Consider the following 15,118-nt stretch of genomic DNA (forward strand, 5'->3'; position numbering starts at 1 on the left):
TTACAGGTAAAATACCTCCACCTTGGGACGGATAAACAATACAACGCGGGATGGTTAAAATAGGATGGATTTAATCATATAATGATGTTATAGTCGGCAAAAAGATAGGCTGATACATAAAAGAAAGATCTATCTTTATTAAAAGCTGGCAGTTGCAGTTCTAGAATCCCGCTGAAAAAGGGACAGCAATTAATAGAACAGGAGTTGTTCGTAAGTTTATCTTCATTCTAAATTTAAGGAGGAATTTCATGATTAAATTTCCAAAGCCAACAGTTGAACAATTTTTCCGTACGTATGCAATTAGTGATTTTCAGGTAAACAGTGATGAAACACGATTGATTTTCAGTTCGAATTTGAATGGTAAAATTAATCTCTGGGCAATGGATTTGCCGGATAATTTTCCGTATCTGTTTGCCTATAAGGACGAAGCGACAAGCTTTATTTCATTTGATCCAGAGAAGCGTTTTGTTTTGGCAGGCTATGACAAAGATGGAGATGAGAACCATCAGATTTATGCGGTTCCATATGAGGGGGGACTGCCACAGCCATTAGTTACTGGTGGAGCAGAGGAAAAGTACTTTTTCTCGCATCTAAGTGAAGATGGCAGCCGGCTATATTATGAAACATCAGAAGGAAATCCTTCATTCCTGAATGTATATGTACGTGATTTACAAACGAATGAAGATACATTAATTCATCAAGGAAAAGACGCACCGACTGAGCTTTCAGCAGTATCTGAAGATGAGAAGGCATTTGTATTTTCGCAAGCACTCGCTAACACATATGTAAAATCATTTGTTAAGACTGGTGAAGAATTTCATCATTTAGTGCCCGACCCAGATCAGGTACATGTGGCAGCAGCACCTGTTTTTACAGATAATCAGACAATATATTTTCTGACAGACTTCGAAAGTGACTATCGTTATCTGGCAAAATTTGATATCAAGGATAAAAGATTTACAAAGGTCCTGGAAATTGAAAAGGAAAGCATTTCTGTTCTGAAATGGAATAAGAAAAATAACGTATTCTATTTAACTACGGAAAAAGGTGTCGAGGATTTGCTTTATCGTTTCAGCCCAGATAATGAAGAACTTGAAAGATTAACTGCGCCAACTGCAATACTTGAAAAGCTTGTTGTTACAAAAGCCGGCAATTTGTACGTGCTTGGGCGTTCCGCAACAGTTCCTTTTAATATTTATAAGAGCACGAACGCTAAGGATTGGGAGCAGCTGACCAATAATAATGTTCTCGGTGTAAGTGAAGAGGATATGGTTGATCCAGATGTTGTAATATATACATCATTTGATGGGATGGAAATGGAAGCATTATTATTTAAGGCGAAGCCAGAATATGATAATGGTTACACTATTTTCTGGCCGCATGGCGGGCCACAGGCCGCAGAAAGAAAACAGTTCCGCTCCATGTTCCAATGTTTCCTTAATCGCGGCTATACAATTTTTGCCCCGAACTTCCGCGGCAGTACTGGTTATGGCTCTGAATTTGTAAAATTAGTTGAGCGGGATTGGGGAGAGGGACCGCGCTTAGATAATGTTGCTGGTATTGAATGGTTATTTGAGAATGGAATCACAGATCGTAATAAACTATTCCTTGTTGGCGGCAGCTACGGTGGCTATATGGCGCTCTTGCTCCATGGACGCCACCCAGAATATTTTAAAGCGGTTATCGATATTTTCGGACCTTCTGATCTCTTTACCTTTGTTGATTCTGTACCACCGCATTGGAAGCCATTGATGGATCGTTGGGTAGGAGACCCTGTTCGTGATAAGGAAAGATTTATTAAAGATTCTCCTGTTACCTATTTGGATACGATGAGGAAGCCAATGCTTGTCATTCAAGGAGCAAAAGACCCGCGTGTAGTAAAAGCAGAATCGGATCAGATTGTTGCAAAGCTGAAGGAAAAAGGCAGAGAAGTTGAGTATATCGTGTTAGAGGACGAAGGGCATGGCTTTTCGAAAAAAGAAAATGAGATAAAAGTCTACACCAGCATGCTTGAATTTATGGAAAAATACCAGGACTAGGAATCATTAGCTTCAAGCGGTATCGAAAATCGATGCTGCTTGAAGTCTTTTGGGTATCAGATTGTGAGCAGCAACGGTCCAAATACTGCATCCGTCCAGATCTTGCTTTTTGACAAGCTCCTCCGAAAAGGTGACTTTCACCCAAAAACATTATAGTATGTTAATATAGTCTTAAGACAACTTTATAAAATCAAAAACAGGTGAATTCGACATATATGCCGAAAAGAGGAAGCTGGTTAAATTCCAGCGCGGTCCCGCCACTGTAATTGCGAGCGAACAGAAATGACCACTGTACATCATAGTATGGGAAGGATCTGTGAGCAATGACCAAGAGCCAGGAAACCTGCTTGTTTTTAAGCTTACGCCAATTCTACGAGGATAGTTAGGTGAATAGATTTGATTAGCGATCTTTCAAACATCTTCATTTGTCGTGGAGATGTTTTTTCTGTTTTCAGAAAGCCCTTATCAAATGAATCGCGTCAGCAAAATGGTTGAAATCAAGATATGAGGAGGAAGACAAATGAAAAAGTTATTACAAGTCATGTTATTAGCATTGCTGCTAGGATTTTTGATTGGCTGCAGTGATGGAAATGAAGCGGTAGAGGATGCAGCAAAAAGTGAAGGCACAACGGAAGAAGCGGCTGTTTCAGAGGATACAGATGACGAATCCGCTTATCCATTAACATTAACGGATGCGACAGGGGAAGAGATTACATTTGAAGAAGAACCAGAACGGATTGTAACACTCGTTCCAAGTAATACAGAAATTGTTTTTGCTTTAGAACAAGGTGACAAGGTTGTTGGTGTTTCTGACAATGATACCTATCCGGAAGAAGTAATGGATATCGAAAAAGTGGGCGGCATGGAGTTTAATGTAGAAATTATTATAAGCCAGGAGCCTGATGTAGTTCTAGCACATGAATCTGGGGTAGACGCAGCACAGGAAGCATTCCAGCAATTAGAAGATGCTGGTGTTGAAGTGTTTGTAGTCGCTGATGCAACAGATATTGATACAACATACGAGACGATTGAAAGCATTGGTCAAGTTGTTGGTGCTACGGAAGAAGCGGAAGAAGTAATTACAGAAATGAAGGAAGGCTTTGCAGAATTAGAGGAAGTTACTTCTGCAGTTGCGGAAGAAGATCGTCAATCTGTATTCTTTGAGATTTCTCCATCTCCAGATATTTTTACTGCGGGACAAAATACATTCCTGCATGAATTGCTCCGAGTAATCAATGCAGATAATGCCGCTGGTGATCAGGATGGCTGGGTTGCAATGGATCCAGAAGCAATTGTGGAGCTGAATCCTAATGTAATTATTACAACGTACGGCTCGTATGTAGAAGATCCAATTGGAGAAGTTACTTCCAGAAATGGTTTTGAAGCAATTGATGCAGTAGCGAATGAACGCATTTATGATGTCGATTCTGATATGGTGTCACGCCCGGGACCGCGTTTAGTTGACGGTGCCAGAGGTGTAGCAGAGGCAGTTTATCCGGAGCTGTTTGATGAAGAGTAATTGGTTTAAATATACGCTCTCAGCAGCGTTTTTGATAGTCGCAGCACTTATTGCCATCTCTGTTGGCAGTGTATCTGTGCCTATACCTGAGATTATTAAAATCATCGGATCTGTAGTGTTTCATCTCCCTATCGGAGAGGATGTTAATCCGATGTATGTAAGTATTGTTTATGATATACGTTTGCCACGGGTAATCCTGGCAGGACTTGTGGGGGCCTCTCTTGCGATTGCAGGAGCGGCCTTCCAAGGGTTGCTGCGAAATCCTTTAGCAGATCCCTATATTCTTGGTGTATCTTCCGGTGCATCAGTTGGAGCAGTATCGACATTATTTTTTAATATTTCTATTCCCTTTCTTGGTTTATATACTTTACCATTGCTCAGCATTGCTACAGCTTTAGCAACAATTGTTATCGTTCTTTTTTTCGCCAAAAAAATTGACCGAACGATGCGTGTAGAATCGATTATTCTGACAGGGATTATATTTAGTTCGTTTTTAGGATCAATTATCTCGTTAATTATTGCTTTAACAGGTGAAGAGCTTCAGCAAATTATCGGATGGCTGCTTGGCAGTGTATCGATGCGCGGCTGGAGATATGTTGGAATTATCCTGCCATTTTTAATTATTGGCGGTTTACTATTATTAATGAATACAAGAGAGTTAAATGCAATGTCACTGGGAGAAGAACGTGCACAGCATCTTGGTGTGGATGTCGGAAAAAGAAAAATGCTTATTTTGATTGCTGGATCGATTTTAACAGGTGCAGCAGTAGCTGTATCAGGAACTATTGGATTTGTTGGCCTCGTTATCCCGCATTTGACACGGAAATTATGGGGACCAGACCATATTCATCTTTTGCCGCTGTCGATTATTACTGGTGCAGGTTTTCTTATATTAACAGACCTGCTGTCCCGGACAATCATTTCACCGCAGGTTCTGCCTGTAGGAGTAATTACCGCATTGGTGGGCGCGCCCGTTTTTGCAATTATATTAATTAAACAAAGAAAAGGAAGATGAGGCGAGATGCTGACGATTGAAAATGTATTCGGTGGTTATGATGGCCAGGAAATTGTGAAAAATATTAGTCTTTCTGTTAAAAAAGGAGAATTCTTCGGTATCTTAGGCCCGAATGGAAGCGGCAAAACGACATTAATTAAAATGATCAGCGGCTTACTTGAGCTGCAGCAAGGAAGTGTGAAGGTCGGGGATACAAACATCGAGGATTTGACAAAGAAACAGCTTGCAAAGAAAATAGCTGTCCTGCCGCAGCTGTCACCACAGGTATTCCCTTATACCGTTAAGGAAACAGTGGCGCTTGGAAGGTATGCCCACCACCGTGGTTTATTTCAGTCATGGACTGCTAAAGATGAGGAAATCGTCCAGGAAATTATGCGTCAAACGAATATCAGTCATTTTCAGGACGATTCCGTCATGGAACATTCTGGCGGGGAACAGCAGCGAATATTCCTAGCGCAAGCCTTGGTGCAGCAGCCTGAAATCCTCTTGCTTGATGAACCGACAAATCATTTGGATTTAGCATATCAAAAAGAGTTGCTTGATTTATTGCGGACAAATGCAAAAAAAGACGGTCTAACGGTTGTTGCAATTTTGCATGATCTCAATCTTGCGAGTCTTTATTGTGATCGGCTGATGCTGATGAACGAGGGAGAGGCACAGGCAATTGCGACTCCCAATGAGGTCCTCTCTGAAGAGCTGATTAACCATGTATACAACACGGAAGTTATCAAACAGCCCCATTCCAAAATAGCAAAACCCCAGCTTCATCTGATGCCTGGTAAGAAAGATGAAAGAGAGGGACAGCCAATGGAGGTTGAAGCATCCCTGTTGTCATTTGATTCGGATCGCATTGTGCTTCAGTCCAAGCAGCCACTAAAGACTGTATCTTCTGGCGTAACTGGAGCTGGCTTTGGCTGGTACAGCAACTTTGTGAATCGCCGTGTAGATGCCAGCTATAATTGTGCAGATCACAGGCAGGAAATGTGCGATTATTTAATGGAAAGTGGATTTAACCCCTCCCAAACTGTTGGTATGATGACGGCGGTTTGCTTAGATGATAAAAGCTTTAATGTTTATAAGGGTGATGATTTTTCAATTCTAGTTGTGGTGACTGCTGGGGTTGGCAATGCTGTTGATAGTACACGAACAAGTCCGCCAATTGCAGGTCCGGTAAAACCGGGAACCATTAATACGTGGGTTTTTATAAACGGAAAACTTACTGATGAAGCCTTTATTCAATCGATAATTACAGCAACAGAGTCAAAGGCTCAAGTGCTGCGTGATTTGAATGTTCGTGACCCGCTCACAAAAACGCAAGCAACAGGAACATCAACAGACAGTATCTTAGTGGCAGCGACACAGCAAGGAAAAGAGCTTTCTTATGCAGGAACTGCTACAGAGCTCGGACACCTTATTGGGACGGCTGTTTATCATGAGATGAAACAGTCTATTCTGCGTTACTCTAATAGGAAAGAAAATCATGATTATACATCATTTAATTAGCATTACACTCGCTTTAATCATTGACCGTATTATTGGTGATCCGCCCAATTGGCCGCATCCTGTACGCTGGATAGGGGCTCTTATTGCCGAGCTTGAAAAGTATCTCAATAAAGGAAATTACAGGCGGTGGAAAGGGCTTCTGCTTTTATTTCTCGTAACGGCAATTCCTTTAATAATTACGCTTTTAATCAGCTGGGGAGCCTACCAGCTGCATATAGTGGCAGGAGTAGTGGTGGAGGCGCTGATTATTGCAACGTCTATCGCACAGAAAGACTTAAAAATAGCTGCATTACGCATTTATCAACCTCTATCTGCAAGTAAATTAGAAAAAGCTCGTCAGGAAGTTTCCATGATTGTTGGGAGAGATACTGCAGGGCTTGACGAAGAAGGCATTACACGTGCTACAGTAGAAACAGTTGCAGAAAGTATTGGAGACGGCATTACTTCACCGCTTTTCTGGACAGCTATTGGCGGTGCACCACTTGCCGTTCTTTACAGGGCGGTGAATACATGTGATTCGATGGTTGGATACAAAAATGAGCGCTACCAGGATTTTGGCTGGGCTTCAGCAAGGTTTGATGATGTACTGAATTGGATTCCAAGCCGAATCACAGGTTTTCTCATGATGCTGACTAACAACGACACACCTCAGCTTAAGAAAAAAGCTGCTGTCAAGCAGTGGTATAGAGATGCGAAGAAGCATGCCAGTCCGAACAGCGGTTTCCTGGAAGCTGCTGTTGCGCTCTTTTTAGGTGTTCAGCTTGGCGGGGTAAATTATTATAAAGGTATTAAATCGGTACGTGCCCATATGGGCAGGGATGAACGGAAGTTGGCGGCGAAGGATATCTTACATACAATAAATATTATGAGGCAGGCAGTTTTTGTCTTTGTAATGTTCTTATGGATTGGAGGTGGCGTCATTGCGGTTGCCAGCACATGGCTCTAATACAAAATATTTATATGCATCTTTTGGAATGAAGGAGCCTGAAAAGGTGGTTGATTTTAGTGTAAACCTTAATCCGCTGGGTGCACCATCTAAACTTCGGGAAAAATGGGGACAGTGGTTTTCTGCTATAAATGACTACCCAGACCCGTATACAAGCACATTGCTTGAAACACTAGCAAAAAAAGAAAATATACCTGCAACACATTTGCTTACAGGTAATGGTGCAGCCGAGATGATCACTTTAATTGCTAGGCACTTAGCGGGAAGAAAAGTTATTGTCATTCACCCCGCCTTTTCGGAATATGAAACAGCCTGTAAAAATGAGGGATGTGAAATTGTGCAAGTTATTCTCTCTGCACCGGACTGGAAGCTCGAACTTCATAAATTGGAAAATGAACTTGAAAATGCTGCAGCTGTTTTTCTCTGTAATCCAAATAATCCTACTGGTGTTCATTATGATAGAGAGTCAGTGGAAGCACTGATTGCAGCGTGTCAGAAAACAAACACACTTTGTATTATTGATGAAGCATTTTACGACTTTTTACCAGAGCCAGTTACGTTTATTCAGGAAGTGCAGCGAACAGAGCATGTGCTAATTATCCGTTCGCTAACGAAAATGTACAGCATTGCCGGTCTGCGCCTAGGTTTTCTTGCTGGAAGTCCTGAATTGCTGAGGCAAATTGGAAAAACACAGCCCCATTGGAGTGTCAATGCATTAGCAATGAGAGCGGGGGTCGCATGCTTACAGGATGAAAACCATGTCAAAGAAACACGAAAATTTATTTTAAAGGAAAGAATAACAGTTTTTACAAAGCTGGAAGAGCTAGGCTTTAAATATAGCCCGTCTCAGTTGAACTTTTACTTATTGCGGGATCCAGCACTGCCTTCACAAGAAAAGCTGCTGCATCATTTACTCGAGCAGGGGCTTGTACTGAGGCATACGGAAAATTTTCCTGGTATTGAAGGAAAGTGGCTCCGGGCAGCAGTTAAGCAGACGAAAGAGAATCATCTTCTTATGGAGGCATTGGCTGCATGGAAATGGAAAAATTAACTTTTATTACTGGTGGTGTGCGGAGCGGAAAAAGTGCTTTTGCCGAGAACTTAGCAATTAAGCATGCAAGCAGGATGAATAGAAATCTCCACTATATTGCTTGCGGGATTCCGTTTGATAGAGAAATGCAGGAAAGAATTAAGCGTCATCAGCTGGACAGGAAGCAGTCAGGATTTTTTTGGACTACATGGGAACAACCGACTAAGCTAAGGGATATTGCTCACCAATTTTCAAAGCAAGATATTATTTTACTGGACTGTGTGACGACACTGCTTAATAACTACCTATTCCAGGAGAGGATTAATAGTGCGGATGCAATTTTACAATATGTGATAGAGGATATAATGATGCTTTCAGCACAGGCAGGGGAGATAATTATTGTGTCGAATGAAGTGCTGGAGGATATGCCATATGATGACGCGCTTACACTAAAATATCAATCCATATTAGGACGTGTGCATCAACAAGTGATTGCAAAAGCAGGCATAGCTATTTTGGTAGAAGGCGGCATACCGATATGGAAGAAAGGGCGACTGGAATGAAAGGAATCATGATTCAAGGGACAGCTTCAAATGTTGGAAAGAGTATTCTTACAACTGCACTTTGCCGGCTGCTTACGAAGCGCGGATTTCAAATTGCACCCTTCAAGTCTCAGAACATGTCGAGTCATACTGTACGGCTTGATGATGGGAAAGAGATTGGTATTTCACAATATGAACAGGCAGAGGCTGCAGGGCGATTAATTGAGCCATGGATGAACCCTGTATTATTAAAGCCGTTAGAGAATATGCAAACAGAAGTATTTTTGCTTGGTGAGTCTCAAGAAGTAATTTCTGGGACGGGCTTTAAGGAACTGTATTACGAAAAAGCATTATCTATTATTCAAAAATCCTTAGCTGAAGCTGAGAAAAACAGTGATCTTGTTATCATTGAAGGGGCCGGCAGTCCAGTTGAAATGAATTTAAAGAACCGTGATCTAGCAAATATGGCGATTGCAGAACTTGCAGATATCCCTGTTCTTTTAGTAGCCGATATTGAAAGAGGAGGCATATTTGCAAGCATTGTTGGGACATTAGCATTGCTTACTGAGAAAGAGCGGGCACGTGTGAAAGGAATTATCATTAATAAATTTATTGGAAATCCAGCTCTTTTTTCGGATGGAATTACCTGGCTGGAAAATTATACGAAGCTCCCTGTACTGGGAGTTATCCCCTATATTGATCATCAGCTTGAGGAAGAGGATAGCCTTGGAGGAGTGAGTCGGCCGGAAAAACGGAAGTTAACGAGTAAAGAAATGGAATATGAAAAGCTTGCAGCCCATCTTGAGGCTAACCTGGATATCGAAGAATTAATAGAAATCATGAAGGGGGATTCTTGATGTTTCATAGTGGTCGTTTGTTTTTTACAGGTATTCTTATTAATCTGCAGTTCTTTACGAGTATTCCAATTAACAAGCAGTTCCATCTAGATAAAAAACAGTTGAAATATGCACTGCAGACCTTTCCGGTTCTTGGCCTTATTCAAGGGGGGATGTATGCAGGCTTTTTATATGTCCTGCAGAGCTTCACCCCTTTTTCCGATTTAATGTCAGCGTTATTGCTTTGGCTGTTTTTAATTATCCTCTCAGGCGGTATTCATTTGGATGGCTGGATTGATGCGAGTGATGCCTATTTCTCTTATAAAGATCCCGAAAAGAGATTAGAAATTATGAAGGACCCGAGGGTAGGTGCATTTGGCGTATTATCTGTTGTTGTATTTTTGTTCGTGAGGTTTATTATCATTTATGAAATAGCTCAGCTGGCAGATACAGCGACATACCTCCTCGTAGTATTTATTCCTTTCTTTGGAAAATCCTTGCTTGGTATCTATTTACAAGGCTTGCCTCTCGCGCGTAATGAAGGAATGGCCCATTTCTTCCGGCAGGGGAAGACCAAATATATCCTGACTGTATATATTTTTTACATTCTGTTTTTTGGCAGTTTGCTTGTTTGGCTGCGGTTCGAACTTATTATTCCATATATTATTTTTACTGCAGTATTTATGATTATGAGCTTTTTTATTGCAGGTTTTATTAAGAGAAATTTCACTGGAATCTCAGGTGACACACTGGGTGCCAGTTCGGAAGGGATGGAGCTGCTGTTATGGCTGACATTGTGGCTGTTACTCTCTTACGCCATGGTATAACGAAGGCGAATCTGGAGAGAAGATATCTCGGCTGGACGGATATTCCATTGCTCGAATCTGAAATTCAAAAATTAAAAGCCGTCCAACGCTTTGGCCTGCAGTTTGATTATTGCGTGACAAGTGATTTACAACGTGCCAAGCGAACAGCAGAAATGCTTTGCCCTCAGCTTGAGAAACTGGAAACAAGAGCTTTTCGTGAACTGCACTTTGGAGAATGGGAAATGAAAACCTATGATGATTTAAAAAGTAATCTGGACTATCGAGCATGGATTGATGCACCAGAAAGCATTACTCCACCAGGCGGCGAAAGTTTTCAAGCAATGAAAGAGAGGATAGATGCAGGTTTTGAGCAGTTGAGGGTAACCGTACTAGAGCACGGAATCAGAAATATACTGCTTGTTGCACATGGTGGTGTTATTCGCTATTTATTAACGAAATTAACAACAGAGGACAAGCAGTTTTTCGAGTGGAGTGTCTCACATGATGCAGGCATCCGCTTAATTTGGGAAATTGATAATTGGAAGGGTGGAGGGAAATGCATTTCGTTTCAGGAGGTGCCTTTAATGGCAAGAGAAGATGGGTGAAACAGCATTATCCAGTAAAAACAACCTGGTTATCTGCTTATGAACGCGCTGGATGGCCGGAACCTGCAGAAGGAATAATGAATACCGTTATTTTAGAAGGAATTGAGGTGTGGGTGAAGAAAGAAATTGACCTGGACCTTTCAGCTGATATACTTTTAGATAGAAACATCAAAAAATTAGAACAATGGCTGGCGTGGGAGCAACGGGAAACAGAACATAGACTTGTTTTAATTGGAACTGACATCTCTAAGGGAATTGTTCCAATTGATAAAACTGCACGACTGCAGCGTGATATAACAGGCTGGCTTTATCAAAGAATTGCTGCACACGCGGAACGAGTGGACAAAATTTGGTATGGAATTGCGGAAAAAATAAAATAAAGGAGAGGTTAAAATGAGACTTTATACAAGAACAGGTGACAAGGGTCAAACAGCTTTAATTGGCGGTAAAGCAAGCAAGGATGATATCCGCGTGGAGGCTTATGGATCCATTGATGAGACGAATTCATTTGTTGGGCTGGCAGTTTCCTATTTGGATAAGGAATTATTTAAGGATATCATCGAAGATCTTGAGAAGATTCAACACGAATTATTTGATTGCGGGACTGAACTATCCAACGTATCTAAGAAAGAACGCGCTCATGAACTTTCAAAGGATATAATCACATATCTGGAAGAACGGATGGATATTTTGATAGATGAAGCGCCAGAGCTTGAACGCTTTATCCTGCCAGGCGGTTCTGAAGCTGCGGCAGCTCTTCATGTTGCACGAACTGTTGCGAGAAGGGCTGAAAGACAGATTGTTACCTTATATAATGCAGTAGAAGAAATCAATCCAATTCCATTAAAATACATGAACCGTCTGTCAGACTACTTTTTTGCGGCAGCACGAATAGCTAATGCACGCTTAAAGATTTCTGACGTAGAATATGAGCGCAGTGCCAGAGTCTTTCGCGGCAGCAATAAGAAAAAGTAAAGAGCATGACAAATGCTGTCATTTTACCGTTAGAAGCAGAAATGGAATTGGTAATAACTGCGGATAATAGCGGAACGATTGGAGAAAAAGCAGCAGACAATGTTAAAGCCCCGAATCAAGTTGTTGGGAAATTCGCTTGTCGTGTTGCCTTAATGGAGTGTTTGGCAGCATACGCTGAGCCCCGAACTATTGTCATGCAGAACTTTACAGATGATAGCGCCTGGCATGAGTACAAGGCGGGCGTTGGTGATGTGCTGGCAGAGGCAGGGTTCATTAATCTGCCTGTGACAGGCAGTACAGAGAGCAACTTTTCCAGTATGCAATCTGCCTTAGGCCTGACGATTGTTGGAACAAGGAAAAAGCGAGCTGTATACGAATGGACAGGTAACGAAAGCTTTGCTGTCATTGGCAAACCGTTTGTCGGACAGGAAGTCTTAGATAACATAGAAAGAATTCCAAGTGTATTACTTTTAAAGGAATTTACTGAGACTACTGGGGTGAAGGCTATTGCTCCAGTTGGATCCAAAGGAATAGCAGAAACCTTTTACAAGTGGACAGGCCGGAAAGTGAAGCTGGAATGCGACCTTAATCTTGATATAACTGCGGGTCCTGCAACCTGTTTTATAATCGCATTTGATTCGGAGAAAAGCACAGAGGTCATAAAGCTTAGCGGGGAAAACTTTCATATCCTTCAAACAAGTGATTAACGCATATAAAAATGACATTCATGATTAATTAATCGTGAATGTCATTTTTATATGCATTTTTTTGCTTTATAATCATATTCTGACAGTAGATTTGCTGTGTCTGCTTTGTTCACAGACAAGCAATTGCCAGCTGGACAGCTCTTAATAAGTCGGCATCAGACCAGCTTGGAATATTGCTGTCTACTGCTAATTGATGGGAAGCCGGGATATGAATAAAACCAGAAGGAACATCCTGCTGCTGTTCTGAGAAATAGTGCAAGCCATGATACATTACATTATTACAAAGATATGCCCCGGCAGTATTCGATATTTTTGCTGGCAATCCTTGTTCCTTCAAAGTTTTAACCATCCTTTGTAAGGGTAAATTACTAAAATAGCCATCTGGCCCACTTTCAAAAATCTTTTCTCCGTTTGGTTTATAGCCTTGATTATCAACAGGACCATCATTGCAATTGATTGCAATTCGTTCAGGTGTAATTCTGTCTCTGCCTGCTGCTAAACCGAGTGAGATAACTGCGTCCGGCTGATGGATTTTCAGTAATTCAACAAATCTATTCCCGGACTTGCTAAATTCAACGGGCAAAATCTCACTAATAATCTGATAACCGTTTATTTGCTCGCCATTTAATTTCTTTACAATGTTTTCTGTAGGATTGACAGGGTGTTTTAAAAAAGGTTCAAATCCAGTTAATAGCAATCTTTTCAAGACGCAACACTTCCTCTCTGCATTGATTATACGTTAATTATAGTAAATACTCGATGAATCCAGCTTTGTTGTATATCAGTTTTTCAATCAATCTATTGGAACAGATAAACTCTACTATTGCAATAAGTATCTATTGTATAACAATTTGCATTTTAATAGAAAACCATTTACAATTTGACTAAATATATAACTTAAAGGGGGAAACCATATGATAAGTGCGACTTGGGACTGGCTTTGGGAGAAGCATGATCAAGTGAAAGACCTATTTCGCTTTTTTGTTAAAACGGAAGAAACAATAGAAAATAATAAAAAGAAAAATCCCGGAGTAACTGAAGGCGGATACGGCGGGAATGGGAAGGGATCTAAACGTCCATATACTTCAGCTCAGCTCACAGGTCTTATTCTTGGACCGTTATTATTTTTAATTACCTTATTATTTGTAGCTCCTGAAGGGCTGTCAAAAGAGGGAGTAGGAGTGTTAGCCAGTACAATTTGGATTGCAGTATGGTGGATGACAGAAGCAATACCTATCCCCGCTACCTCTCTTCTGCCAATCATCTTATTTCCATTGACGAATGGTTTAGATTTAAGCGCAACAACCTCTGCATATGGAAATGAAACAATATTTCTTTTTCTGGGTGGGTTTGTCCTTGCTTTAGCAATGGAAAGATGGAACTTGCATAGAAGAATAGCAATTAATATTATTTCTGTGATGGGAACGAATACAGATCGGATTGTCCTTGGCTTCATGGTAGCGACAGGTTTTCTGTCTATGTGGATTTCCAATACAGCTACAGCGATGATGATGGTTCCAATTGGGTTAGCGATTATTTATCAGGTATCCGACTCGTTGAAAAGTAATCCTTCTATTGATACGTCAAAAGGAAACTTTGGCTTTGGCAAATCATTGATGCTTGGAATCGCATACTCTGCATCATTAGGAGGGATGGCAACATTAATTGGTACACCGCCAAATGCTATACTAGCAGGTACTGTGCGAGAACTTTATGGTTATGATATATCTTTCGCTTCCTGGATGTTATTTGGGGTTCCTTTTGCATGGATATCAATTATTATCGCATGGATTTACTTAACAAAATTAGCCTTTCCTATGAAACAATTGAAATCATTGCCCGGCGGACGTGAGATATTTGAAGAGGAAAAGAGAAAACTTGGGAAAGCGTCTTATGAAGAAAAAGCAGTATTTATCATTTTTGTTTTAACGGCACTTGCCTGGATTACCCGAACTTTTATTTTAAATAAAATTAATCCTAATATTGATGATACATTGATTGCTATTTTAGCTGCTTTAATACTATTTCTTATCCCTGCCAAAAGTGGAAAAGCCAGTCATTTGATGGATTGGAATGCGGCTGTGAAACTGCCATGGGGAATTTTACTTCTTTTTGGCGGAGGGTTAGCAATCGCAGCAGGCTTTACTGCATCAGGATTGTCAGAATGGATTGGTACGCAGCTCACAGGACTGCAAGGTGTTCACATCATTATCCTAATTCTATCAGTTACAGCGTTAGTCACATTCCTGACTGAAATAACCTCGAACACGGCGACTGCAACAATGATGTTTCCAATTATGGCGGCACTAGCGCTTGCGGTGGATGTACATCCATTTGTATTAATGATTGCAGCAGCTTTAGCTGCTTCGTGTGCATTCATGCTTCCAGTGGCAACACCGCCAAATGCTGTTGTTTTTGGTTCAGGCTATTTACGTATACCTGATATGGCGAAGGTAGGATTCTTCTTAAATATTATAGCGATTATTTTAATCACAATTACGGTATATGTGCTCGTTCCACTATTCCTTGGAATGGATGCAAACAGTTTCCCGGAAGTTTTTAGATAACTAACACGCAAAAGAGATGAGCAAATGC

General features: G+C 41.0%; 15 protein-coding genes and 1 riboswitch. Of the genes, 14 read left to right on the plus strand and 1 reads right to left on the minus strand.

The genetic code is table 11. The features are described from left to right. The first annotated feature begins 248 nt into the window (after positions 1–248). From NST93_RS15450 to NST93_RS15510, 13 genes are all read left to right on the plus strand, one after another. Positions 249–2,039 (plus strand): S9 family peptidase, encoded by a 1,791-nt coding sequence (locus NST93_RS15450; RefSeq protein WP_405098546.1) that lies wholly within the window; start codon positions 249–251, stop codon positions 2,037–2,039. A gap of 181 nt (positions 2,040–2,220) precedes the next feature. Beyond that, a riboswitch (cobalamin riboswitch) is annotated at positions 2,221–2,405 on the plus strand. 154 nt (positions 2,406–2,559) lie between these two features. Beyond that, positions 2,560–3,558: an ABC transporter substrate-binding protein gene (locus NST93_RS15455; RefSeq protein ID WP_405098548.1), complete on the plus strand. Its 999-nt coding sequence runs from the start codon at positions 2,560–2,562 to the stop codon at positions 3,556–3,558. Further along, positions 3,548–4,573: a FecCD family ABC transporter permease gene (locus tag NST93_RS15460; RefSeq protein WP_405098550.1), complete on the plus strand. Its 1,026-nt coding sequence runs from the start codon at positions 3,548–3,550 to the stop codon at positions 4,571–4,573. Before NST93_RS15455 ends, NST93_RS15460 begins: the two co-directional genes overlap by 11 nt. Before the next feature lie 6 nt (positions 4,574–4,579). Then, entirely contained in the window at positions 4,580–6,076 is a 1,497-nt protein-coding gene (locus tag NST93_RS15465; protein ID WP_405098552.1) for an adenosylcobinamide amidohydrolase, read from the plus strand. Beyond that, entirely contained in the window at positions 6,054–7,022 is a 969-nt protein-coding gene (gene cbiB / locus NST93_RS15470) for an adenosylcobinamide-phosphate synthase CbiB (protein WP_405098554.1), read from the plus strand. Before NST93_RS15465 ends, cbiB begins: the two co-directional genes overlap by 23 nt. Continuing rightward, complete coding sequence (gene cobD, locus NST93_RS15475; RefSeq protein ID WP_405098556.1) at positions 6,988–8,073, plus strand: threonine-phosphate decarboxylase CobD; 1,086 nt, start codon at positions 6,988–6,990, stop codon at positions 8,071–8,073. Before cbiB ends, cobD begins: the two co-directional genes overlap by 35 nt. After that, the gene (locus NST93_RS15480; protein WP_405098558.1) at positions 8,055–8,615 is read left to right on the plus strand and encodes a bifunctional adenosylcobinamide kinase/adenosylcobinamide-phosphate guanylyltransferase; all 561 of its coding nucleotides are present in this window, start codon (positions 8,055–8,057) and stop codon (positions 8,613–8,615) included. Before cobD ends, NST93_RS15480 begins: the two co-directional genes overlap by 19 nt. Beyond that, positions 8,591–9,451: a cobyric acid synthase gene (locus tag NST93_RS15485; RefSeq protein ID WP_405098559.1), complete on the plus strand. Its 861-nt coding sequence runs from the start codon at positions 8,591–8,593 to the stop codon at positions 9,449–9,451. Before NST93_RS15480 ends, NST93_RS15485 begins: the two co-directional genes overlap by 25 nt. Continuing rightward, positions 9,451–10,257 (plus strand): adenosylcobinamide-GDP ribazoletransferase, encoded by an 807-nt coding sequence (cobS, locus tag NST93_RS15490; protein WP_405098561.1) that lies wholly within the window; start codon positions 9,451–9,453, stop codon positions 10,255–10,257. Before NST93_RS15485 ends, cobS begins: the two co-directional genes overlap by 1 nt. Next, positions 10,215–10,841, plus strand: a complete 627-nt coding sequence (locus NST93_RS15495; protein WP_405098563.1) for a histidine phosphatase family protein — start codon at positions 10,215–10,217, stop codon at positions 10,839–10,841. Before cobS ends, NST93_RS15495 begins: the two co-directional genes overlap by 43 nt. Continuing rightward, positions 10,838–11,221, plus strand: coding sequence for a bifunctional adenosylcobinamide kinase/adenosylcobinamide-phosphate guanylyltransferase (locus NST93_RS15500; RefSeq protein WP_405098565.1), 384 nt, complete (start codon positions 10,838–10,840; stop codon positions 11,219–11,221). The genes NST93_RS15495 and NST93_RS15500 overlap by 4 nt, the downstream gene beginning before the upstream one ends. A 13-nt stretch (positions 11,222–11,234) precedes the next feature. Next, a complete protein-coding gene (locus NST93_RS15505) occupies positions 11,235–11,816 on the plus strand; it encodes a cob(I)yrinic acid a,c-diamide adenosyltransferase (RefSeq protein ID WP_405098567.1) in 582 nt (193 codons plus the stop codon). Between the two features lie 5 nt (positions 11,817–11,821). Then, positions 11,822–12,523 (plus strand): hypothetical protein, encoded by a 702-nt coding sequence (locus NST93_RS15510; RefSeq protein WP_405098569.1) that lies wholly within the window; start codon positions 11,822–11,824, stop codon positions 12,521–12,523. A gap of 109 nt (positions 12,524–12,632) precedes the next feature. On the opposite strand, the gene NST93_RS15515 is transcribed toward NST93_RS15510, so the two are convergent. Next, on the minus strand, positions 12,633–13,229 hold the full coding sequence (locus NST93_RS15515; RefSeq protein WP_405098571.1) for a pyroglutamyl-peptidase I: 597 nt from the start codon (positions 13,227–13,229) through the stop codon (positions 12,633–12,635). A 208-nt stretch (positions 13,230–13,437) separates the two neighbouring features. On the opposite strand from NST93_RS15515, the gene NST93_RS15520 reads away from it, so the two are divergent. Then, positions 13,438–15,090: an SLC13 family permease gene (locus NST93_RS15520; RefSeq protein WP_405098573.1), complete on the plus strand. Its 1,653-nt coding sequence runs from the start codon at positions 13,438–13,440 to the stop codon at positions 15,088–15,090. Positions 15,091–15,118: the final 28 nt, after the last annotated feature.

This window comes from Oceanobacillus sp. FSL H7-0719, assembly GCF_045040795.1.
Taxonomy (GTDB): Bacteria; Bacillota; Bacilli; order Bacillales; family Amphibacillaceae; genus Oceanobacillus.